Annotated in this window: 24 protein-coding genes and 1 pseudogene; 22 read left to right on the top strand and 3 right to left on the bottom strand. The window is 38.3% G+C overall.

Annotation, left to right across the window (positions count from 1 at the left end; all coding sequences use genetic code 11):
* The first annotated feature begins 2 nt into the window (after window positions 1-2).
* From mlaD to pnuC, 9 genes are all read left to right on the top strand, one after another.
* Entirely contained in the window at window positions 3-509 is a 507-nt protein-coding gene (mlaD, locus tag AC6H0J_RS00225; protein ID WP_497512676.1) for an outer membrane lipid asymmetry maintenance protein MlaD, read from the top strand.
* A 28-nt stretch (window positions 510-537) separates the two neighbouring features.
* Entirely contained in the window at window positions 538-1182 is a 645-nt protein-coding gene (gene mlaC / locus AC6H0J_RS00220) for a phospholipid-binding protein MlaC (RefSeq protein ID WP_497513573.1), read from the top strand.
* Between the two features lie 10 nt (window positions 1183-1192).
* A complete protein-coding gene (locus AC6H0J_RS00215; protein ID WP_497512675.1) occupies window positions 1193-1519 on the top strand; it encodes an STAS domain-containing protein in 327 nt (108 codons plus the stop codon).
* 11 nt (window positions 1520-1530) lie between these two features.
* Complete coding sequence (locus AC6H0J_RS00210; protein WP_497512674.1) at window positions 1531-1788, top strand: BolA family protein; 258 nt, start codon at window positions 1531-1533, stop codon at window positions 1786-1788.
* 10 nt (window positions 1789-1798) lie between these two features.
* On the top strand, window positions 1799-3073 hold the full coding sequence (gene murA, locus AC6H0J_RS00205) for a UDP-N-acetylglucosamine 1-carboxyvinyltransferase (RefSeq protein WP_005628349.1): 1275 nt from the start codon (window positions 1799-1801) through the stop codon (window positions 3071-3073).
* A gap of 302 nt (window positions 3074-3375) precedes the next feature.
* Entirely contained in the window at window positions 3376-4149 is a 774-nt protein-coding gene (locus AC6H0J_RS00200) for an amino acid ABC transporter substrate-binding protein (protein WP_005628351.1), read from the top strand.
* A complete protein-coding gene (locus AC6H0J_RS00195; protein WP_005628353.1) occupies window positions 4133-4849 on the top strand; it encodes an amino acid ABC transporter permease in 717 nt (238 codons plus the stop codon). The genes AC6H0J_RS00200 and AC6H0J_RS00195 overlap by 17 nt, the downstream gene beginning before the upstream one ends.
* 9 nt (window positions 4850-4858) lie before the next feature.
* The gene (locus AC6H0J_RS00190) at window positions 4859-5626 is read left to right on the top strand and encodes an amino acid ABC transporter ATP-binding protein (protein ID WP_005628355.1); all 768 of its coding nucleotides are present in this window, start codon (window positions 4859-4861) and stop codon (window positions 5624-5626) included.
* A gap of 165 nt (window positions 5627-5791) precedes the next feature.
* The gene (pnuC, locus tag AC6H0J_RS00185; protein WP_005628357.1) at window positions 5792-6469 is read left to right on the top strand and encodes a nicotinamide riboside transporter PnuC; all 678 of its coding nucleotides are present in this window, start codon (window positions 5792-5794) and stop codon (window positions 6467-6469) included.
* Window positions 6470-6539: 70 nt separating this feature from the next.
* Here pnuC and gorA read toward each other — a convergent pair whose 3' ends face one another.
* Entirely contained in the window at window positions 6540-7910 is a 1371-nt protein-coding gene (gorA, locus tag AC6H0J_RS00180; protein WP_005628360.1) for a glutathione-disulfide reductase, read from the bottom strand.
* A 167-nt stretch (window positions 7911-8077) separates the two neighbouring features.
* Here gorA and AC6H0J_RS00175 point away from each other — a divergent pair, with 167 nt between their 5' ends.
* From AC6H0J_RS00175 to AC6H0J_RS00140, 8 genes are all read left to right on the top strand, one after another.
* The gene (locus tag AC6H0J_RS00175; RefSeq protein ID WP_497512673.1) at window positions 8078-9031 is read left to right on the top strand and encodes an ABC transporter permease; all 954 of its coding nucleotides are present in this window, start codon (window positions 8078-8080) and stop codon (window positions 9029-9031) included.
* The gene (locus tag AC6H0J_RS00170; RefSeq protein ID WP_497512672.1) at window positions 9024-9983 is read left to right on the top strand and encodes an iron chelate uptake ABC transporter family permease subunit; all 960 of its coding nucleotides are present in this window, start codon (window positions 9024-9026) and stop codon (window positions 9981-9983) included. Before AC6H0J_RS00175 ends, AC6H0J_RS00170 begins: the two co-directional genes overlap by 8 nt.
* Window positions 9974-10741 carry an iron ABC transporter ATP-binding protein gene (locus tag AC6H0J_RS00165; protein ID WP_118817105.1) on the top strand — a complete coding sequence of 256 codons (768 nt, stop codon included), beginning with the start codon at window positions 9974-9976 and terminating at the stop codon, window positions 10739-10741. Before AC6H0J_RS00170 ends, AC6H0J_RS00165 begins: the two co-directional genes overlap by 10 nt.
* A gap of 230 nt (window positions 10742-10971) precedes the next feature.
* Window positions 10972-11880, top strand: a complete 909-nt coding sequence (locus AC6H0J_RS00160; RefSeq protein ID WP_497512671.1) for a siderophore ABC transporter substrate-binding protein — start codon at window positions 10972-10974, stop codon at window positions 11878-11880.
* Between the two features lie 217 nt (window positions 11881-12097).
* The gene (locus tag AC6H0J_RS00155; protein WP_497512670.1) at window positions 12098-12814 is read left to right on the top strand and encodes a TonB-dependent siderophore receptor; all 717 of its coding nucleotides are present in this window, start codon (window positions 12098-12100) and stop codon (window positions 12812-12814) included.
* The gene (locus AC6H0J_RS00150) at window positions 12778-13179 is read left to right on the top strand and encodes a hypothetical protein (protein WP_497512669.1); all 402 of its coding nucleotides are present in this window, start codon (window positions 12778-12780) and stop codon (window positions 13177-13179) included. Before AC6H0J_RS00155 ends, AC6H0J_RS00150 begins: the two co-directional genes overlap by 37 nt.
* Before the next feature lie 31 nt (window positions 13180-13210).
* Window positions 13211-15289 (top strand): TonB-dependent receptor domain-containing protein, encoded by a 2079-nt coding sequence (locus AC6H0J_RS00145; protein ID WP_497512668.1) that lies wholly within the window; start codon window positions 13211-13213, stop codon window positions 15287-15289.
* A gap of 55 nt (window positions 15290-15344) precedes the next feature.
* On the top strand, window positions 15345-16211 hold the full coding sequence (locus tag AC6H0J_RS00140; protein WP_497512667.1) for an alpha/beta hydrolase: 867 nt from the start codon (window positions 15345-15347) through the stop codon (window positions 16209-16211).
* A gap of 14 nt (window positions 16212-16225) precedes the next feature.
* Here AC6H0J_RS00140 and AC6H0J_RS00135 read toward each other — a convergent pair.
* Window positions 16226-16855 (bottom strand): annotated as a pseudogene (locus AC6H0J_RS00135) (FAD-dependent oxidoreductase); the annotation flags it as partial.
* Between the two features lie 62 nt (window positions 16856-16917).
* Window positions 16918-17517, bottom strand: a complete 600-nt coding sequence (locus AC6H0J_RS00130) for a YajG family lipoprotein (RefSeq protein WP_005629168.1) — start codon at window positions 17515-17517, stop codon at window positions 16918-16920.
* A 92-nt stretch (window positions 17518-17609) separates the two neighbouring features.
* Here AC6H0J_RS00130 and AC6H0J_RS00125 point away from each other — a divergent pair, with 92 nt between their 5' ends.
* The 5 genes from AC6H0J_RS00125 to nqrD all read left to right on the top strand — a co-directional run bounded on the left by AC6H0J_RS00125 (window position 17610) and on the right by nqrD (window position 22149).
* Entirely contained in the window at window positions 17610-17921 is a 312-nt protein-coding gene (locus tag AC6H0J_RS00125; protein WP_005629170.1) for a BolA family protein, read from the top strand.
* Window positions 17922-18214: 293 nt separating this feature from the next.
* Window positions 18215-19558 (top strand): Na(+)-translocating NADH-quinone reductase subunit A, encoded by a 1344-nt coding sequence (locus tag AC6H0J_RS00120; RefSeq protein ID WP_005629172.1) that lies wholly within the window; start codon window positions 18215-18217, stop codon window positions 19556-19558.
* Between the two features lie 2 nt (window positions 19559-19560).
* Window positions 19561-20796, top strand: a complete 1236-nt coding sequence (locus AC6H0J_RS00115; protein WP_005629174.1) for an NADH:ubiquinone reductase (Na(+)-transporting) subunit B — start codon at window positions 19561-19563, stop codon at window positions 20794-20796.
* Window positions 20789-21523, top strand: coding sequence for a Na(+)-translocating NADH-quinone reductase subunit C (locus tag AC6H0J_RS00110; RefSeq protein WP_005629176.1), 735 nt, complete (start codon window positions 20789-20791; stop codon window positions 21521-21523). The genes AC6H0J_RS00115 and AC6H0J_RS00110 overlap by 8 nt, the downstream gene beginning before the upstream one ends.
* Entirely contained in the window at window positions 21523-22149 is a 627-nt protein-coding gene (gene nqrD, locus AC6H0J_RS00105; RefSeq protein WP_005629349.1) for an NADH:ubiquinone reductase (Na(+)-transporting) subunit D, read from the top strand. Before AC6H0J_RS00110 ends, nqrD begins: the two co-directional genes overlap by 1 nt.
* Window positions 22150-22152 lie beyond the last annotated feature (3 nt).

The following is a 22152-nucleotide window of genomic DNA, read 5'->3' as shown; positions in this document are numbered from 1 at the left end:
TTATGAGACAAACAATTAAATATGAATTTTGGGTCGGGTTATTTTTATTACTTGGTATTGGCGCCTTAGTTTTTTTAGGTTTACGCGTAGCCAACGTACAAGGTTTTGGTGAGACGAAATCTTATACTGTGACGGCAACTTTTGATAATATTGGTGGACTAAAAGTACGTGCACCATTAAAAGTTGGTGGAGTGGTTATTGGGCGTGTGAGCGGTATTACGCTTGATGAAAAAAGCTATTTACCAAAAGTCAGTATTGCAATTAATCAGGAATATAATGAAATCCCAGAAAACAGTTCTTTATCAATTAAGACATCTGGCTTATTAGGTGAGCAATATGTTGCATTGACAATGGGATTTGATGATGGTGAATCGGCTATGCTTAAAGAGGGTAGCCAAATTCAAGATACAAAATCTGCTATGGTGTTGGAGGATTTAATCGGCCAATTCCTTTACGGCGATAAAAAATCTGATGGTAACAGTGAAAAGACTGAGCCTACAGTACAATAACAACTAACATTTATTTAGGAGATTTATGATGAAATTTTTCCAAGTGAAAAAATGGTTTGCAATTTTAACCTTAGTATTTACCGCACTTTTTACTGCTGGTACAGCTATGGCTGAAACAAGCCCTTATGTATTGATGCAACAAGCGTCAGATAAATTGTTTTCTGATATTCAGGCAAATCAAAGCCAAATTAAAAAGAATCCAAATTATCTACGTACTATCGTTCGTAATGATTTGCTGCCTTATGTTCAAGTCAATTATGCAGGTTCTTTGGTGCTAGGTTCTCATTTCAAATCGACTACACCTGAACAACGTGAAAAATTCTTTAAAGCTTTTGGTGACTTTATTGAACAAGCTTATGCACAAGTATTAACAGCATATTCAAATCAACAAATCCAAATCGAGCCAGAAAAAGCATTAGGCGATAAAAACTTAGTAAATATTCGTGTGAATATCATTCAAGTTAACGGAACTGCGCCAATTAAATTAGATTTTAAATGGCGTAAAAATAGTAAAACTGGCGAATGGCAAGCTTATGACATGGTTGCTGAGGGAGTGAGCATGGTTGTAACAAAACAACAAGAATGGAGTGGTATCTTACGTCAACATGGCATTGATGCATTAACTGCACAAGTACAAAAATCAGCCGCCCAACCTGTAACATTAAGCAAATAATCTTGTTGCCATGTTAAATTGGGATTTAAAGAAAAATGATGATAAGATAGCGCTCCTTTTGTCGGGGGAGCTATCTCGCAACACGTTGTTGCCTATGTGGCAGCAACATGACGTTTTTTTATCAGCGAATGCGCTTGATAAAACGCTTGTTGAATGGGATTTGTCTGGTATTCAACATATTGATTCAGCCGGTTTTGCAGCTCTTTGTGATTTTTTACGAGAATGCCAAAAGTTTAACAAAACAGTGCGATTAGTTTATCCACCAAAACAATTATTAACCCTTGCAGATCTTGTTGGTTTGTCTGATTGGATCGCAAATTTTACAGATCTTAATTAAACGGAAATCTGATGGAACTTCAAGAAATTGAACGAATTTTAAAAGATGAGCTAAACGTAGAAGAGGTTTATGCTCAAGGTGAAAACGCGCATTTTGGCGTGATTGTCGTGAGTGATGAAATTGCCGCACTTTCTCGCGTAAAACAACAACAAACAATTTATGCTCCGTTAATGGCTTATTTTACTACTGGCGAAATTCACGCGTTAACAATTAAAACTTACACCACTGAAAAGTGGAAACGTGATCGTGCATTAAACCAACTTAATTAAGGATTCAAAAATGGAAAAATTTCGTGTTTATGGGCAATCTCGTTTAAGTGGAACAGTGAATATTTCAGGTGCCAAAAATGCGGCACTTCCAATCCTTTTTGCCGCTATTTTGGCAACGGAACCCGTTAAACTCACGAATGTTCCTGCGCTTAAAGATATTGAAACTACGTTAAAGATTTTACGTAAATTAGGTGTAGTTGTAGATCGTGATGAAACTGGTGCAGTTTTATTAGATGCATCGAATATCGATCATTTCACTGCCCCTTATGAATTGGTTAAAACCATGCGTGCTTCTATTTGGGCATTGGCGCCTTTAGTTGCTCGTTTTCATCAGGGCCAAGTATCGTTACCTGGTGGTTGCTCTATCGGTGCTCGTCCAGTTGATCTCCATATTAGCGGTTTAGAAAAATTAGGCGCGGACATCGTTCTTGAAGAAGGGTATGTAAAAGCACAAGTATTAGATCGTCTTGTGGGAACTCGCATTGTAATGGAAAAAGTGAGCGTAGGTGCGACTTTATCTATTATGATGGCAGCAACGCTTGCGAAAGGCACCACCGTGATTGAAAACGCAGCTCGTGAGCCTGAAATTGTAGATACCGCTGACTTCCTCAATAAAATGGGTGCGAAAATATCTGGTGCAGGTTCTGATCACATTACGATTGAAGGTGTTGAACGTTTAACTGGTTGTGAGCATAGTGTCGTGCCAGATCGTATTGAAACGGGTACATTCTTAATTGCCGCAGCAATTTCGGGCGGTCGTGTTGTTTGTCAAAATACTAAAGCTGATACTTTAGATGCAGTGATCGATAAACTTCGTGAAGCTGGCGCTCAAGTTGATGTTACTGAGAATAGTATCACGTTAGACATGCTTGGAAATCGGCCTAAAGCGGTGAATATTCGTACTGCGCCACATCCAGGTTTCCCTACTGATATGCAGGCTCAATTCACCTTATTAAATATGGTGGCAGAGGGCACAAGTATTATTACTGAAACGATTTTTGAAAATCGTTTTATGCATATTCCTGAATTAATTCGCATGGGCGGTAAAGCTGAAATTGAAGGGAATACAGCCGTATGTCATGGTGTTGAACAGTTGTCTGGTGCAGAAGTGATGGCGACAGATTTACGCGCATCAATCAGTTTGGTTCTTGCAGGTTGTATCGCAACAGGTGAAACCATAGTAGATCGTATTTATCATATCGATCGTGGTTATGAACATATCGAAGATAAATTACGTGGCCTAGGCGCGAAAATTGAACGTTTTTCTGGAAGTGATGAAGCGTAATTAGGTACGCTACTTTTCTATTAGACATTACAAGTTTATTTATAATTTTAAATTTTTACTAATGCCTTTCTTTAGAAAGGCATTTTTTTACTGAAATTTTATAAGAGTAGATTGATTACATTGTTTAGAAACCTGTTTTTCTAAAAGAAAGTGCGGTAGATTATTTTCTTATTTTGATAGTAATTGGTCATATTTCGCTTTGTTATAACTAAAATTCATAAAATATAAATAAATAATCTTGTTTTTTCATAAATTTGCTTTTTATAATCACGCTTAGACAAACACAACACAAGGAATAAAAAATGAAAAAATTATTTTTTACAACCGCACTTTTAAGTGCTGGTATTGCTTTCTCAACATTTTCTCACGCTGGTGAAATTGCTGACCGCGTTGAAAAAACTAAAACTTTATTAGTGGGAACGGAGGGTACTTATGCTCCATTTACTTTCCATAGTAAAGACGGAAAATTGACAGGTTTTGATGTAGAAATCATTGAGAAAGTGGCAGAAAAATTAGGTTTGAAAATTGAATTTAAAGAAACCGCTTGGGATGGAATGTATGCAGGTTTGAATGCGAAACGATTTGATGTTATTGCAAACCAAACGAATCCAAGCCCAGAGCGCTTAAAAAAATATGATTATTCTGCGCCCTATAATTATTCTGCAGGGGTTATTGTGACGAAAGAAAATAATAACAGCATTAAGACTTTCTCTGATTTAAAAGGTAAAAAATCAGCTCAATCAGCAACGAGTAACTGGAGCAAAGACGCTCGTGATAATGGTGCGATTATTGTGACAGTGGATAGCCTTGCGCAAAATCTTGAAGCAGTCAAACAAGAACGTGTTGATGCAACAGTGAATGATAAATTAGCGGTGCTTGATTATTTCAAGAAACAACCAAATGCAGGTTTAAAAATTGCCGTTGAGAGCGATAAGAAAATTCCGACAGGTTTTGCATTTTTGAAAGGTGAAGAAGAACTCATTGCAAAAGTGAATAAAGCACTAGAAGAATTACGCCAAGACGGTACATTAAAACAACTTTCAATTAAATGGTTTGGTGATGACATTACTCAATAATTTGTTAGCTAGTCTTCCATTTATGAGTGCAGAACGAGCTGATTATGTAATCAGCTCGTTTTGGCCTATGTTGGAAGGCGCAATTTTATATACGATTCCCTTAGCCGTTATTTCCTTTTTTTGTGGTTTATTTATTGCGGTAATTGTTGCCGTAATTTGTACGCTTCCACATCCAAATTTTATGACTAAACTTTTGCAAAGTATTTGTCGTGCTTATATTTCTATTATTCGTGGTACGCCAATGCTTGTGCAGATTTTTATTATTTTCTATGGATTGCCTGAAGTTGGTATTAAACTCGAGCCTTTCCCAACTGCAATTATTGCCTTCTCCGTCAATATCGGTGCTTATGCTGCAGAAACTGTGCGTGCATCAATTATTGCGATTCCAAAAGGGCAGTGGGAGGCTTCTTATGCTATAGGAATGAATTATCAACAGGCATTTATTCGCACGATTATGCCACAGGCATTACGCATTTCTGTGCCATCGCTTTCTAACACTTTTATTAGTACGGTGAAAGATACCTCTTTGGCTTCTTTAGTATGGATTGCAGAATTATTTCGTGTCGCACAAAATATTACAGCTGAGAATTATGAGTTTATTTTGATTTATAGTGAGGCTGCATTGATTTATTGGGTTTTCTGCCTTGTGTTATCTATTGGTCAAATGCGTTTAGAAAAACGCCTTTCTCGTCACTTGTAAGGATTGTCTATGCTAAAAGTAAGTAATATTCAGAAAAACTTTAATGGCAATCATGTGTTAAAAGGCATTGATTTTGAAATTAATAAAGGTGAAGTGGTAGCAATTTTAGGGCCGTCTGGTTCAGGAAAAACTACCTTTTTACGTTGCTTAAATTTGCTTGAGAGACCAGAGCAAGGCATTTTGGAATTTACTGATGGTAGTCTAAAAATTGATTTTAGCCAGAAAATTAGTAAAGCAGATGAATTGAAGTTGCGCCGACGTTCATCAATGGTATTTCAACAATATAATTTATTTCCTCATCGTTCCGCCCTTGAAAATATCATGGAAGGAATGGTTGTCGTGCAAAAACAAGATAAGAGTCAGGCTAGAGAAAAGGCTCTTAGCTTGTTAGAGAAGGTAGGACTAAAAAATAAAGCGGATTTATTTCCATCTCAACTTTCTGGCGGTCAGCAACAGCGAGTCGGAATTGCCCGAGCCCTTGCGGTAAAACCTGATATTATTTTATTAGATGAACCTACATCGGCGTTAGATCCAGAATTGGTTGGCGAGGTGTTACAAACATTAAAAATGCTTGCTCAAGAAGGTTGGACAATGATTATTGTTACTCATGAAATGCAGTTTGCGAAAGATGTTGCAGATCGTGTAATTTTGATGGCGGATGGGAATATTGTAGAACAAAATACAGCAGATAAATTTTTTTCTTGCCCACAACACGAGCGGACTAAACAGTTCTTGTTGCAAGCAAAAATACCACTTGAGCCAGATTATTGTATTTAAAGAGCGGTAAATTTTTAGAGAGTTTTCTGAATAATGGATTATTTAGGATTTAATTGAAACGTGATGAATTTCACAAGTTGAGAATTAAATGCCTCTGAATCTTTACATTATCAACGCACAATGCAAGAATGATCACATTCAAATTTAAGTCAACAGGAGTACATAATGACTTTGGCAGAACGTTTAAAACAAGAATTTGTTTCTGGTTGGAAACCTTTTGAGGTAGTTTGGCTTGCGCTTTTCATCATTGCGCAGATTTGGGCTTATGTACAAGCGCCAGATTCTTGGTTAGCAATGATTTCTGGTATTTCTGGTATTTTGTGTGTGGTATTGGTAAGTAAAGGTAAAATTAGTAATTATTTCTTTGGATTAATTTTTGCTTACACTTATTTTTATGTTGCTTGGGGATCAAATTTCTTAGGTGAAATGAATACTGTACTCTATGTATATTTGCCATCTCAATTTATTGGTTACTTCATGTGGAAAGCCAATATGCAAAATAGTGATGGTGGAGAAAGTGTGATTGCAAAAGCGTTAACTGTTAAAGGATGGGTGACACTAATTGTTGTGACTACGGTTGGTACTTTGCTTTTTGTTCAAGCATTACAAGCGGCTGGCGGAAGTTCAACTGGTTTAGATGGTCTAACAACAATTATTACAGTTGCTGCACAGATTTTAATGATTTTACGTTATCGTGAACAGTGGTTGTTATGGATTGCTTTAAATATCCTTTCTATTTTCTTATGGGCAGAAACACCAGCCATGTACTTAATGTATTCAGCCTACTTACTTAACTCGTTGTACGGTTATTATAACTGGACGAAATTGGTTAAACGTATCTAAACATACTTAAGCAAACTTAGAAACAAAGAAGAGCGGTAATTTTACCGCTCTTTTTTCTTTGCTTTGAAGATTAACGCATGGTCACGAATTCTTCTGAACCCGTTGGATGAATAGCTACAGTATTATCAAAATCAGCTTTTGTTGCGCCCATTTTGATTGCTACGGCAAATCCTTGAATCATTTCATCTACACCAAAACCAATGCCATGTAAACCCACAACTTTTTCATCTTTACCCACACAAACTAATTTCATTTTGCACGGTTGGCGATGTTGAGTGACCGCAGTGTACATTGCAGTGAAAGAGGATTTATATACCTTAACATTTTCAGCACCATATTGTTCGATAGCTTGAGGTTCAGTTAAACCTACAGTGCCGATTGGTGGATGGCTGAATACAACGGTTGGAACCAAATTGTAATCTAAATGTTCAGTCGGTTTATTATTGAATAAACGCTCAGAAAGGCGACGACCTGCTGCAACTGCAACCGGTGTTAATTCAATGCCGTTTTCGATAATATCGCCTACTGCATAAATGCCTTTCACATTAGTATTTTGATATTTATCTACTTTGACATAGCCGTGTTCATTTGTTTCTACACCTGCATTTTCTAAGCCAATTTTATCTGTCGCTGGAACACGACCTGCAGCCCAAATAACGCAATCTACAATAACATCAGATTGACCATCACATTTTACTGTAAGAGACCCATCTGCATTTTTAACAATTTCAGATGGTGTGGAATTGGTATGTAATTGAATTCCATCTTGCGCAAGCACTTCCACTAATGTTTCTACGATTAATGGATCTTGATTACGCATTGGCGCATGGCGACGCACTAATAGATGCGTTTCCACGCCTAGGCTGTTTAATACACCAGAAAGTTCAACGGCAATATAGCCAGCCCCAATAACAGCAGCGCGTTTTGGTAATTCTGTTAATGCAAAGAAACCATCTGAATCAATGCCGAATTCTTGTCCTTTAATGTTTGGACGATATGGACGACCACCAGTTGCGATTAAAATATGATCTGCGGTTACTTGTTCTTTTGTACCATTAGAAAGTGTTACTTCAATGGTATGGGCATCGACAAATTTTCCGAAACCGTTAATTACATCAATGTTATTTTTCGCTAATACATTGTTATAAGATGTATGAATACGACCAATATAGGCTTGGCGACTTTCAATCAGTTTTGAAAAATCAAATTTTTTCACTTCAACATCAAAACCATAATCTGGTGCATAATTGTTAATTGCTTCTGCAATATGTGCACCATAAAACATGACTTTTTTAGGTACGCAACCTACATTTACACAAGTGCCTCCAAGATGCTTAGCTTCAATGATTGCGCATTTTTTTCCATAGCTTGCAGCACGATTTAAAGAAGCAATACCGCCACTGCCACCGCCAATAGCGATGTAATCATAATGTTTAGTCATAGTTTGATCCTTTTTTGAACTCAAAAATTTTCCGTATTTTGCCTAATTTTTATGAAGAATGCTATAAATTGATGTAATTGGTTATTATTAATAATCGTTCTATCCCCTTTTCTTTTTTAACTTTGATATGTTATCCTCTTTCCGTTACGAATCATTCTCATTTTAAGATGTTTAAACGGCGATACTTAGTTTTTCTATTAGTTTTACTTTCCGCTATTTCTCTTTTTCTTGGCATAAGTACGGTTAATTTACAGGGATTGCTCCATTTTAAAGACAATCAATGGCAGATTTTTCTTGATAGTCGCGTGCCACGTTTAGTGAGTATTTTGATTGCGGGCGCGTCGTTAAGTATTTGTGGCTTGGTGATGCAGCAACTGAGCCGAAATCGTTTTGTATCGCCAACAACCGCTGGCACAATGGATAGCGCACGCCTTGGGATTTTGCTGGCGATTCTATTTTTTCCAGATGCCTCGATGCTGCTGAAAACCACTATCGCGGTACTGGTGTCTTTCCTTGGCTCGCTGTTATTTATGACGTTCCTATCCCGCCTGAAATTCAAAGATACGATTTTTGTACCTTTAGTAGGGATGATGTTCGGTAATATCATTAGTTCGATCACTGCTTTTATCGCTTATCAACAAGATTTGTTGCAGAACCTTTCCGGCTGGTTACAAGGAGATTTTTCTCTTGTCATGAGCGGCCGCTACGAGCTGCTTTATTTCAGCATCCCTATGTTGATTGTGTCTTATCTATTTGCGCATCGTTTTTCTATCGTCGGAATGGGTAAAGATTTCGCTACCAATCTCGGCTTAAATTACAACCAAGTGCTTTATGTTGGTCTGATGATTGTGGCAACGGTGTCGTCGATTATTATTGTATCTGTCGGCGTAATTCCTTTTTTAGGCTTGATTGTGCCGAATCTCGTCACACTGTATTTGGGTGATAACTTGAAAAAAAACCTTTCTCATACCGCACTTTTAGGGGCTGTTTTTGTGTTGTTCTGCGATATTTTGGGGCGCAGCCTAATTTACCCTTACGAGATTTCTATTAATGCTGTCGTTGGCGTAATTGGCAGCGGCATTTTCTTGTATTTCTTACTAAAACGGGATCGTTATGCGTAAATCATCGTTCCTTCATTTAGTGATTTTAGGGGTTCTAGCGCTCGTGAGCATTGCATTATATCTTGGCTATCATTTGCCGAATCGCTGGCAATATGCTTTAACCAATCGCGCTTTATCAGTAACGGCGATTATCGTGACAAGCATTGCGATTGCGTTAGCTACGATGCTTTTCCAAACAGTCGTAAATAATCGCATTCTCACGCCGAGCATTTTAGGGGTGGACTCACTGTATTTATTAATCCAAACAGGCATTTTGTTTTTATTCGGTTCGAACACGCTACTTTCCCTCAATCCGATTACGCTTTTTCTCGGCAGTACTAGCGTGATGATTTGCTTTATGCTTGCGCTCTATTATTTTCTGTTCAAAAAGGAATCGCAGAATATTTTCTTTTTATTGCTCGTCGGGATTGTGTTTGGCACGTTTTTTGGCAGTCTAACGACCTTTATGGAAGTATTGATTGACCCCAATGAATTCCAAATCTCGCAAGATATTGGCTTTGCCAGTTTCAACCGAATTAATACTCATATTCTTTGGTTAGCGTTGGTGATTTTGATTGTCGTCATGCTGTTTAGCTTGCGTTATTGGAAATACTTGGATGTGCTGGCACTGGGGCGCGAACAGGCGATTAATTTGGGCGTGGATTATCAACCGATGATAAAAAAACTGCTGATTATTGTGGCAATTTTAATGTCTGTTTCCACCGCACTTGTGGGACCATTGACTTTTTTAGGCTTGCTGGTGATGAATGTGATCTTTGAATTTATGCGTGATTATCGTCATAAATTCCTTATTCCGGCAGCCATGTTACTTTCCGTTTTTACCTTAGTAAGCGGACAATTTTTATTGGCGCAAGTGTTTACTTTCAGCACACCACTGAGTGTGATCATTAATTTTGTGGGCGGCATATATTTCCTTTCTCTGTTATTAAGAGCAAATAAAAAATGGCAATAGAAATCAAACATATTCATAAATCTTACGGCATAAAAAAAGTGGTGGATGATGTATCACTCACCATTCCCACTGGGAAAATTACATCTTTTATCGGCCCGAATGGTGCAGGAAAAAGCACTCTTCTAGGCATTATCAGCCGATTGTTAGCAGCCGATAGCGGCGAAGTGTATCTGAATAATCAGTTACTGAATGAACAAAAAAGTACTGACATTGCTCGTCAATTAGCCATCTTAAAACAATCTAATCACATTAATTTGCGCATTACTGTGGAAGAATTGGTGGCATTCGGTCGTTTTCCTTACTCTAAAGGAAATCTCACCGAAAACGACCGCACTTTTATCAGCAACGCTATTGCTTATATGAATTTAGATGAAATTCGTCATCAATACATTGAAAACCTAAGTGGTGGACAACGCCAGCGCGCTTATATTGCGATGACTTTAGCGCAGGATACAGATTATATTTTGCTCGATGAACCGCTCAATAATTTGGATATGAAACATTCCGTGCAAATTATGCAGGTGCTGCATAAACTCGTCACGGAGCTGAATAAAACCGTCGTGATTGTGATTCATGATATCAATTTTGCGTCCTGTTATTCTGATTATATTATCGCCATGAAACAAGGTAAGCTCGTTGCGCAAGGTTCTGTGGAAGAAATGATGCAATCACCAGTGCTGCAGGATATTTACGAAATGACGATTCCGATTCAAGAAATTGATGGGAGAAGGATTGCGGTTTATTTTCGTCAGGAATGATCTTTTATTAAATAAAAATTATCTTGCCCTTCCACTGCTTGTGGGGAACAAAATACATAGCATTTTGAGTATTGGCTTTGCCAACGAACCCTATCGGGTGAACGTAGCGAATAACGTGCTGAAAGGGAGGAAGGGGCCATATAGGGTTCCCCTCTCAACTTGCGCACCTCCTCTGTAAACAGGGTGAGCGAAGCATTCTTTACCTTAATAACATTACACAAGGAAACACTATGAAAACATTGAAAAAACTCACCGCACTTAGCATTGCAGTTTTCGCAGCGGCAACGGCAAACGCACAAGACATAACCGTAAAAAATGCAGCTGGTGAACAAATCGTGCCACAAAATCCACAAAAAGTGGTGGTGCTGGATTTTGGCGTAGCGGATACCATCCGCGCCTTAGGCGATGCTGGTAAAATCGTGGGCTTCCCGAAAGCAGGGCATATTCCAGAGTATTTAGCTGAGTTCAACCAAGACAAATTCAAAAACGTCGGCACCCTACCTGAACCAGCATTTGAAGCCATCAACGAACTCAATCCGGATTTAATTATCGCCGCGTCGCGCCAACAAAAATTGTTGGATAAATTGAAAGAAATCGCGCCGGTGTTCTATGTACAAAACGACTACGCCAATTATTACCCAAGTTTCCAAGAAAATGTGACCGCGCTTGGTAAAATTTTCAATAAAGACGCCGTGGCAAAAGAAAAATTGGATGCTTTAGAAAACAAAGTAGCGCAAGTAGCAAAAGATGCGAAAGGCAAAACGGCGTTGCTAGTGTTAGTAAATGAAAGCAAAATCAGCGCCTTTGGCGACAACTCGCGTTATAGCATGGTGTATCAAAAATTTGGCTTTAAACCAGCGGATCCGAACATTAAATCTTCCACTCACGGAATGGGCGTTGGTTTTGAATATATTTTAGAAAAAAATCCGGATTATTTATTTGTAGTGGATCGTACAGCGGCAGTCACCGACAAAGTAAACAACGCACAAAAAGTGCTTGATAATTCCCTCATCCAACAAACAAACGCCTTTAAAAACAACCACATCGTATATTTAGATGCCGCAAATTGGTATTTGGCTTTTGGAGGGTTGGAATCCATGGAGATTATTGCTGCGGAGCTTAAAAAAGCGATGAAATAAACGAAATATTTTTCTTTTTTGATAAGTCGGCGGTTCTTTTGGCTCGCCGATTTTCTTTTTCACTCAAAAATCTAAATTCACACTTTACTAAAATAACACAAATCATTATCATTAACGTAATTTTGGGCTATTCTCTATTCTTTCTTTTTTATAATTATTCAGTGACGTAAGAAAATGGAGCAATGTATTGAACACAAGAAAACAACAGGAGTAAGTTATGCCGAATAATGTAGTTTTTGACAAACAAACACATTCCACCCTTACCCTAGACTTTTCTTTAAGCCTCATTTCTTTAGCGATATTTGCTTTTCATCCCTTTGCTCAGGCTGAAAGCTTAGAGCAAATCAATGTTGTTGATGAAAGCCCAGTTAACTCCACAGCTGGCAGTAAAAGCTATACTATCAAATCAATGAATACTGCCACCGGCTTGCGTATTTCCGGTAAAGACAAGACACAATCTGTGAGCGTGGTAACAAGAAAACAACTTGATGATCGCGCGATTCATACCCTTGAAGACGCAATGAAAAACACTACTGGCGTGAATATTGTGCATGATTCTGGTTTACAAACCCGTTTTCTCTCTCGTGGTTTCTATGTGGATCAAATTGGTGAAGATGGTATCACTACCAATGTAGGAGGGCGTTCAGGTTATACCGCTAAAATTGATGTAGTGCCGAGCACAGACTTAGCCGTTTACGATCATATTGAAGTAGTACGCGGTGCAACAGGTTTAACTCAATCCAATTCCGAACCAGGCGGAACTATTAATCTTATTCGCAAACGCCCAACAGATAAATTCCAACATTTAGGTGAAATTACTGTAGATCAGCGTGGCAGTGTTCGCACTATGCTTGATGTGTCAGGCCCAATAAATAAAGAAAAAAAACGTACGTGGGCGTGGATGAAAAATCACATTCTTTCAAGCAAGATGTAAAAGGCAGTAAACAAATGGTTTATGGATTATTTGAAAGCAATATCCGTGATAAAGGTTTATTTACCCTTGACGGTATGTATCAAAAAATTAATGAAGTACCGGATTTTGCTGGTGTTATGTTGCCTTGTGAGAATCCAAAAGTTGCGGCATTTTCTTCTCATCCAGCTTGCCAAGATTCTCTTAAATTTCCACGAAGTACATACTTAGGGGAACGTTGGTCTCGATTAAAAGGCGATAAATATAATCTTTTCTCTGAAACAAAATTATTTTTAGATAATGATTGGGAATTAAGTCTAGAACTTTCTTATGGACATTCTAGGCAAAATCGGTCGCAAAAGTGCGGTCGATTTTCCCATTGTTTTTGAACATTAATCATCACAAATTTAAGGACAAACTATGAACCCATTCAAAATAAAACTTTCACTTTTAAGTCTGTCAATTCTTGCTGCCCTTACAACCAATGCGGTAGCTACGGAGCAAAATACTGAAAACCTTGATGCGATTGTGGTTACAGCCTCAGGTACGACGCAAGAATTACGTGATGCACCGGCAAGTATTAGCGTGGTGAATCAAGCGCAATTAAGATCGCATCCTTCTAATCGCTTAGAGAACGCGTTGCGAGATATTCCCGGAGTGAATGTAAGTGGGAGTAATGCAAACCGAACCGATATTTCTATTCGCGGCTTACCGGCGGACTACACTTTAATTATGGTGGATGGTCGTCGTCAAAATACGCGTGAATCCCGCCCAAATGGCAATGGCGGATTTGAAGGGGGATTTATTCCGCCTGTTAGTGCAATTGAACGAATTGAGGTTGTTCGTGGACCAATGTCATCCCTCTACGGCTCAGATGCGATGGGTGGCGTGGTAAATATCATCACGAAAAATGCAACAAAAGAATGGACAGGATCGGTTTCGACAGGATTTACCGTACATGATAAGTCAGACTTTGGTGATGGTTATCATGGTGATTTCTTTGTGTCAGGTCCACTTGTTAAGGATATATTAGGTCTTCAGGTTTATGGTGGGGGGAACTATCGTCAAGAAGATAACTTGATTGGCGCATCGAATAAAAATAAAGATCAAAATTTGAATGCGAAATTGACTTTTACGCCGGTTGATAAACAAACCTTTATTTTTGAGGCGGGGCGCCATCGTTTAGAAAAAGATGAAACACCGGGGAAAACTATTGATTTGACCACCACACGTGGAACATCAGTCACGCCTAATAATCCAAGTTCTACTCGTGCAAGCCGTAATCATTGGTCTATCACACATCAAGCTGATTGGGATTTGATGACATCAGAATTAAGTTTTTCACAAGAAATTGCAAAACGCGAAGTCAGTGTTAATGGCGTGATGAATACCCGTAAACCAGAAATCAAAAATAATGTCTTTGATGCAAAATTTATACTGCCTTTATCCAATCATTTCTTTGTATTTGGCGGACAGGTTCAACAAGCTAAATTACAAGATGACTCGGTAACACGTGTTTTAACAAAAACTTTACCAAATGGTCATAAAGCCTCAAGAGCTGTATTTGAAAATAGTAAAAATAGTGTAAAACAATCCGCACTTTTCTTAGAAGATCGCATTGATATTGGCAAAGACATTTTATTAACGCTGGGATCTCGTCTTGATCATCATGAAAAATATGGTTCACATTGGAGCCCAAGAGTTTATGCTGTTTATCATATCAATGATAATTTCTCGTTAAAGGGCGGTGTAAGTAAAGCTTTTAAAGCACCAAGTATTCGTGAAATCAGTGAAAGTTATGTGACATCCACAGAGGCTGGCGCAGGGGTTATTTATGGTAATAAAGATTTAAAACCAGAAACCAGTGTGAACGAAGAAATTGGGTTAGTTTACACCAATGATAATGGTTATAACGCGAGCATTACCTTATTTAATACGGATTTTAAAAATAAATTAACGAGCTATTATACCGGTTTAACTGATCCAGTTATGAAGGCAAAACTTTATGAGTATGCTAATGTTGGACGTGCGAATATTAAAGGCACTGAAATTGCCACTCATATTCCATTCAATGAACATTGGAATGTTGATATGAGTTACACATATCAACACTCTAAACGCCAATCTGATGAAGATATTTCTGCATCCAAAATGAGCCTACGTGGCTTACCGCTTGATAATACACCAAAACATGCAGCGAGTGCTAAATTAAACTGGCAAATGAATGATGCCTTGACTGCTTATACGCGTATTGCTTATAAAGGCAAACAAATATGGGCTAACCCACGTAATGGCGATAGCAAAAATCATTATCGAACCCGCGCAGCTTACACCACAGTAGATTTAGGGACAACTTACAAATTTAATCCTAATGTATCCTTAAGCTTGGCAGTGCTTAATATTGGCAATGAAATTGGTGAACGCGTGAATACGAATGGGGGAAGCTGGACGGTTGAAGAAGGCCGACGTTTTTGGACGAATCTGAATGTTACATTCTAATTAGCACGAAAATAAGCTACATTTAGCAGCGTCTAAATGTAGCTTTCTTTTTCTTATGAGTACTTTATTTAAAATTCTTTTTTTCTATTTAGGGGCGATCAATATAGCTATGGCTGCACCTGATTTTTCTATTTCTAAAATAAATCCGAAAATAACCGCACTTTATCACATTCATCAACAAGATTTAGTGTTTGAGAATAAACGTTATCGTTTATTTATCGCCGAGCCGAAAAGACGACAGCACAATTTATCGGTGTTTTATACACTTGATGGCAATGCGCAATTTTCTTTAGCGGTAAATGCAGTGAATGCTAATTTATCTTTACCGTTGATTGTAGGCATTGGCTATGTTTCAGAAAAAGCCTATGCCATTGAAGAGCGTCAAAGAGATTACACATTTCCAGCACAAGGTGATGAGTTTAAGCAAGGTGGTGGCGCGGGAGATTTTTTACGTTTTATCCAAACTAAAATTAAACCGAGTATTGAGAAAAATTACGACATTAATCCTGAAAAACAATATTTCTTTGGGCATTCCTTTGGGGGATTATTTGGTCTTTACGTGCTGTTTCATCAGCCGGATTTATTCCAATATTACACCTTGGCGAGTCCATCACTTTGGTGGGGAAAGGGTGCGTTTTTGTCTAAAAATGAATCTTGGATTACATCTCATCCTAAGCATATTTTAATCACTTTAGGCGAATATGAAGAATATCCGGAACAAGATCCTAAAATGACAGAGGAGCAGCAACAACGCATTGAGCAACGAAAGAAGATGCGACCATTTAATGCTCAACAATTAGCGGAAAAATTACAAGCTCAAGGCAATCATGCAATATTTAAATGGATTCCGAACAAAAATCACGGGGATTCGGTTATTGATGCAATAAAGTATTCTTTAGATTTTATGCAAAATGATAGGTAAAAATAAGGCCGATATTTGATAATATCGCCTACCACATAAATGCCTTTCACATTGGTATTTTGATATTTATCTACTTTGACATAGCCGTGTTCATTTGTTTCTACACCTGCATTTTCTAAGCCAATTTTATCTGTCGCTGGAACACGACCCGCAGCCCAAATAACGCAATCTACAATAACATCAGATTGACCATCACATTTTACTGTAAGGGAGCCATCTGCATTTTTAACAATTTCAGATGGCGTGGAATTAGTATGTAATTGAATTCCATCTTGCGCAAGCACTTCCACTAATGTTTCTACGATTAATGGATCTTGATTACGCATTGGCGCATGACGACGCACTAATAAATGCGTTTCTACGCCTAGGCTGTTTAATATACTAGAAAGTTCAACGGCAATATAGCCAGCCCCAATAACCGCAGCGCGTTTTGGTAATTCAGTTAATGCAAAGAAACCATCCGAATCAATGCCGTATTCTTGTCCTTTAATGTTTGGACGATATGGGCGACCACCTGTTGCGATTAAAATATGATCTGCGGTTACTTGCTCTTTTGTACCATCAGCAAGAGTTACTTCAATAGTATGCGCATCGACAAATTTTCCGAAACCGTTAATTACATCAATGTTATTTTTCGCTAATATAAAAAATGAGGAAGGTTATAGTAACCTTCCCCACTTCAGAGCATATCTAATTAGCTATACGATTAATTAGCATATTGGTTAATCGCAGCGGATACTTCTTGATCTTGATAAATGTTATTCACAATATCGTTAAATGTTTGAGACAGAACTTTTTGAATTTCGTCATTATCCGCGTTTAATGCGCCTTCTTGTGAACGAGTAGCATTAAATGCTTTGTTATATGAACCTCTCGCACCTTGAACATAAACAGTCGCTTGAATTTTGGTATTCAGTTTATAACGAAGATTACCTTGTTCTACTTGAGTAGCAAATTCACGTACATCTACAGTTACCCACGCATTTGATCCATTGGATTGCCCAATTCTGAAACCTTTACTAATAAGATTTTGTTGCATCACTTGTTGGAATAATTGCGTAACACTCGGCGATGAATTTAATTTAATGAGTTCTCCACGCTTGGTATAGCTCGCGATATCTTGCGTTGTGCGGCTATCTTTCGTTGTTACATACACAATCGCATTTTGATTAATGTTCATTGTGGCATTCGGTGCCGGTGGTGTGAACGTTAATGTATTTGATTGTGCTTGGCAGCCAGCAAGGAACAGCGTAGCTGCTGCAATACTTACTGCTGATAATGTTTTGATTTTGTTTGATAATGTCATAATTTCCCCAATGAGCCAGTTAAAACTGTGTTATTCTTGCAAACTTCACTGCTAATGTATAGCGTTTCATTGTGATTTTGTGGAGATTTATGATGTCTGTTCAACAAACTATCGAACAAAAAATTCAACTAGAATTTCAACCGCACTTTTTTAGTGTAGAAAATGAAAGCCACTTACATAGTTCTGGTCGTGGCGCGGAATCTCATTTTAAATGTGTGATTGTGAGTAATGTTTTTGAAGGAATGCGTAAAGTACAGCGTCATCAACGTGTTTATCAATTGCTTGCAGATGAGCTTAATAGCGGTGTTCATGCGTTAGCGTTGCACTTATTTACTGTAGAGGAATGGGGCGAGTTAAATGAGAAAATTCCTGCTTCAACGAAATGCGCAGGCGTTGGACATTAATTTTTTATGTTATGAAGATGTAACATTTTTTTGATATATCGCAAAAGGTTTTTACAAAAAAGTAGGCGTTTAAGTAGCGAAAAAAGCAGATTTTCGCTAGAATAAGGCGTCTAATTTTATCCAAATTCAATTTCTCGATAAGGATGTTTATCGTGAAGTTAACCGATTTGAGTTTTTTATTTTTGTGACATTAATGTCTTTCTAAAGGTGTTTTGTCACGCTCAAACACGAGATTGCATTTAACTTGTTTATTTGCAATTGTATTTTTAACCTTGAAAAGTAGTGCAAACAGTATGATTACAATTAAGAAAGGCTTGGATCTCCCAATTGCGGGAAAACCAGCACAAGTAATCCACAACGGAAATGTTGTGAATCAAGTTGCGATTCTAGGTGAGGAGTATGTGGGGATGCGTCCTTCTATGAAGGTGCGCGAAGGCGATGTTGTAAAGAAAGGCCAAGTGCTTTTTGAAGACAAGAAAAATCCCGGTGTGATTTTTACAGCCCCTGCAAGTGGTACTATCACTGTAATCAATCGTGGTGAGAAGCGCGTATTACAATCTGTCGTAATTAATGTGGAAGGAAATGAGCAAATCACTTTCGCAAAATATAGTGCAGAACAATTGAATACGCTTTCTTCTGAACAAGTAAAACAAAACCTTGTTGAATCAGGTTTATGGACTGCATTACGTACTCGTCCATTTAGCAAAGTACCTGCGATTGATAGTGAACCAGCCTCAATTTTCGTGAATGCAATGGATACCAATCCATTAGCCGCAGATCCTGCTATCGTGCTAAAAGAATTTTGGCAAGATTTCACAAATGGTTTAACGGTATTAAGTCGTTTATTCCCTTCAAAACCGTTACACTTGTGTAAAGCAGGTGATACGAATATCCCAACTGTTGATCTTGAAAATTTACAGATTCATGATTTCGGTGGCGTTCACCCTGCAGGTCTTGTTGGTACTCATATTCATTTTATTGATCCTGTTGGTGTAAATAAAACTGTATGGCACATCAATTATCAAGATGTGATCGCAGTGGGTAAATTATTTACAACAGGCGAGCTTTATGTTGAACGTGTTATTTCTCTTGCTGGTCCGCAAGTGAAAGAACCTCGTTTAATTCGCACTGTAATTGGCGCTAATCTCTCTCAATTAACCCAAAATGAATTAAGTGCGGGTGAAAATCGCGTAATTTCTGGCTCAGTGCTTTGTGGGCAAATTGCAAAAGGTGCACATGACTATTTAAGTCGTTATGCATTACAAGTTTCTGTGATTGCAGAAGGTAATGAGAAAGAATTCCTTGGCTGGATTACTCCGCAATCAAATAAATATTCAATTACTCGTACAGTGTTGGGTCACTTCGGTAAGAAATTATTCAATTTTACTACCGCAGAAAACGGTGGTGAGCGTGCAATGGTGCCAATTGGTAGCTACGAGCGCGTGATGCCGTTGGATATTTTACCGACATTATTATTACGTGATTTAATCGTGGGTGATACCGATGGCGCGCAAGCGTTAGGTTGTCTTGAATTAGACGAAGAAGACTTAGCATTGTGCTCTTTCGTTTGCCCAGGCAAATATGAATACGGTTCAATCTTGCGTCAAGTACTAGATAAGATTGAGAAGGAAGGTTAAAAATGGGTTTGAAAAATCTTTTTGAAAAAATGGAACCCGCGTTTTTACCAGGTGGTAAATACAGCAAGCTTTATCCGATCTTTGAATCGATTTATACCTTGCTTTATACACCAGGTACAGTAACGCACAAAAACACTCACGTTCGTGATGCGTTAGACTCAAAACGTATGATGATTACGGTTTTCCTTGCGTTGTTCCCAGCGATTTTTTACGGGATGTACAATGTGGGTAACCAAGCGATCCCTGCCTTAAATCAATTAGGCAATTTAGATCAATTAATTGCTAACGATTGGCACTATGCCTTTGCAAGTTCATTAGGTTTAGATTTAACAGCCAATGCAACTTGGGGCTCAAAAATGGCGCTGGGTGCAATTTTCTTTTTACCAATTTACTTAGTGGTGTTCACCGTTTGTACGATTTGGGAATTATTGTTCTCAGTTGTGCGTGGTCATGAAGTAAATGAAGGGATGTTCGTTTCAACTATTTTATTTGCGTTAATTGTTCCACCAACATTGCCATTATGGCAAGCCGCATTAGGTATTACTTTTGGTATCGTTGTTGCAAAAGAAATTTTTGGTGGCGTAGGTCGTAACTTTATGAACCCTGCACTTGCAGGCCGAGCTTTCTTGTTCTTCGCCTATCCAGCTCAAATTTCAGGTGATACTGTTTGGACTGCCGCTGATGGTTTCTCTGGCGCAACCGCACTTTCACAATGGTCACAAGGTGGTCAGGGAGCATTACAACATACAGTAACTGGTGCTCCAATCACTTGGATGGATGCTTTTGTTGGTAATTTACCTGGTTCAATGGGTGAAGTTTCTACGCTTGCAATTTTAATCGGTGGCGCAGTGATTGTGTTCACTCGTATTGCCGCATGGCGCATCATTGCTGGTGTGATGATTGGTATGATTGCAACTTCAACTCTATTCAATTTAGTTGGTTCTGATACTAACCCAATGTTCTCAATGCCTTGGCATTGGCACCTTGTTTTAGGTGGATTTGCATTAGGTATGGTATTTATGGCAACAGACCCTGTTTCAGCATCCTTTACCAATGCAGGTAAGTGGTGGTACGGTGCATTAATTGGTGTAATGGCTGTATTAATTCGTACTGTAAACCCAGCTTATCCGGAAGGCATGATGTTAGCGATTTTATTTGCAAACTTATTTGCACCGATTTTCGACTACATCGTAGTTCAAGCAAATATCAAACGTCGGAGAGCAAGAACAAATGGCTAAGTTTAATAAAGACAGCGTAGGCGGCACAATTCTTGTCGTATTGCTACTGAGTTTAGTTTGTTCCATTATTGTTGCTGGTTCCGCAGTAATGTTAAAGCCAGCACAAGAAGAACAAAAGTTACTCGATAAACAAAAAAATATCTTAAATGTAGCTGGTCTTTTACAAGAAAACACTAATGTAAAAGAAACTTATGCAAAATTTATCGAGCCCCGTTTCGTTGATTTAGCAACGGGTGAATACACACAACAAGCAGATGATAGCCAACAAGCAATTCCTGCTGATGCCGATAAAGCACGTATCCGTTCTCGTAGCAAAACGACCGAAGTTTATCTTGTAAAAGATGAACAAGGTAAGACTCAACAAGTTATTTTACCAATTTATGGAACTGGCTTGTGGTCAGTGATGTATGGTCTAGTATCTGTTCAACCAGATGGTAATACTATTAATGGTATCACTTACTACCAACATGGTGAAACGCCAGGATTGGGTGGTGAGATTGAAAATCCAAACTGGGCAAGTTTATTTAAAGGTAAAAAATTGTTTGATGAACAACACCAACCTGCAATTCACATCGTGAAAGGGCAAGCTCCACAAGATGAGCATAGTATTGATGGTTTATCAGGCGCGACTTTAACTGGTAATGGCGTACAGGGTACGTTTGATTATTGGTTTAGTGCAAACGGTTTTGGTCCATATCTTGAAAAACTTCATGCGGGAGCAAACTAATGTCTGAAAAAGCAAATTATAAAGATCTGTTGTTAGCTCCAGTTGTTAAGAACAACCCAATTGCATTACAAATCTTGGGTATTTGTTCTGCATTGGCGGTAACAACAAAATTAGAAACTGCTGTTGTAATGGCGATTGCAGTGAGTTTGGTAACTGGGTTATCAAGTTTCTTTGTTTCTTTGATTCGCAATTATATTCCAAACAGCATTCGTATTATTGTGCAACTTGCGATTATTGCATCACTTGTAATCGTTGTTGACCAAATATTAAAAGCCTACGCTTATGGTTTATCTAAACAACTTTCGGTATTCGTTGGTTTGATTATTACTAACTGTATCGTAATGGGACGTGCCGAAGCATTTGCGATGAAGTCGCCTCCCGTTGAAAGCTTTGTAGATGGTATCGGTAATGGTTTAGGTTATGGTGCGATGTTAATTATCGTAGCATTTTTCCGTGAACTTATCGGTTCAGGTAAATTATTTGGTATGACTATTTTTGAAACCATTCAGAATGGTGGTTGGTACCAAGCAAATGGTTTATTCCTACTTGCACCAAGTGCATTCTTTATCATCGGATTTGTTATCTGGGGATTAAGAACTTGGAAACCAGAGCAACAGGAGAAGTAATCA

This window comes from Haemophilus sp. THUN1691 (assembly GCF_059704425.1).
The sequence above is the reverse complement of the archived record's forward strand: the minus strand, read 5'-3'. Positions and strand labels throughout refer to the sequence as shown.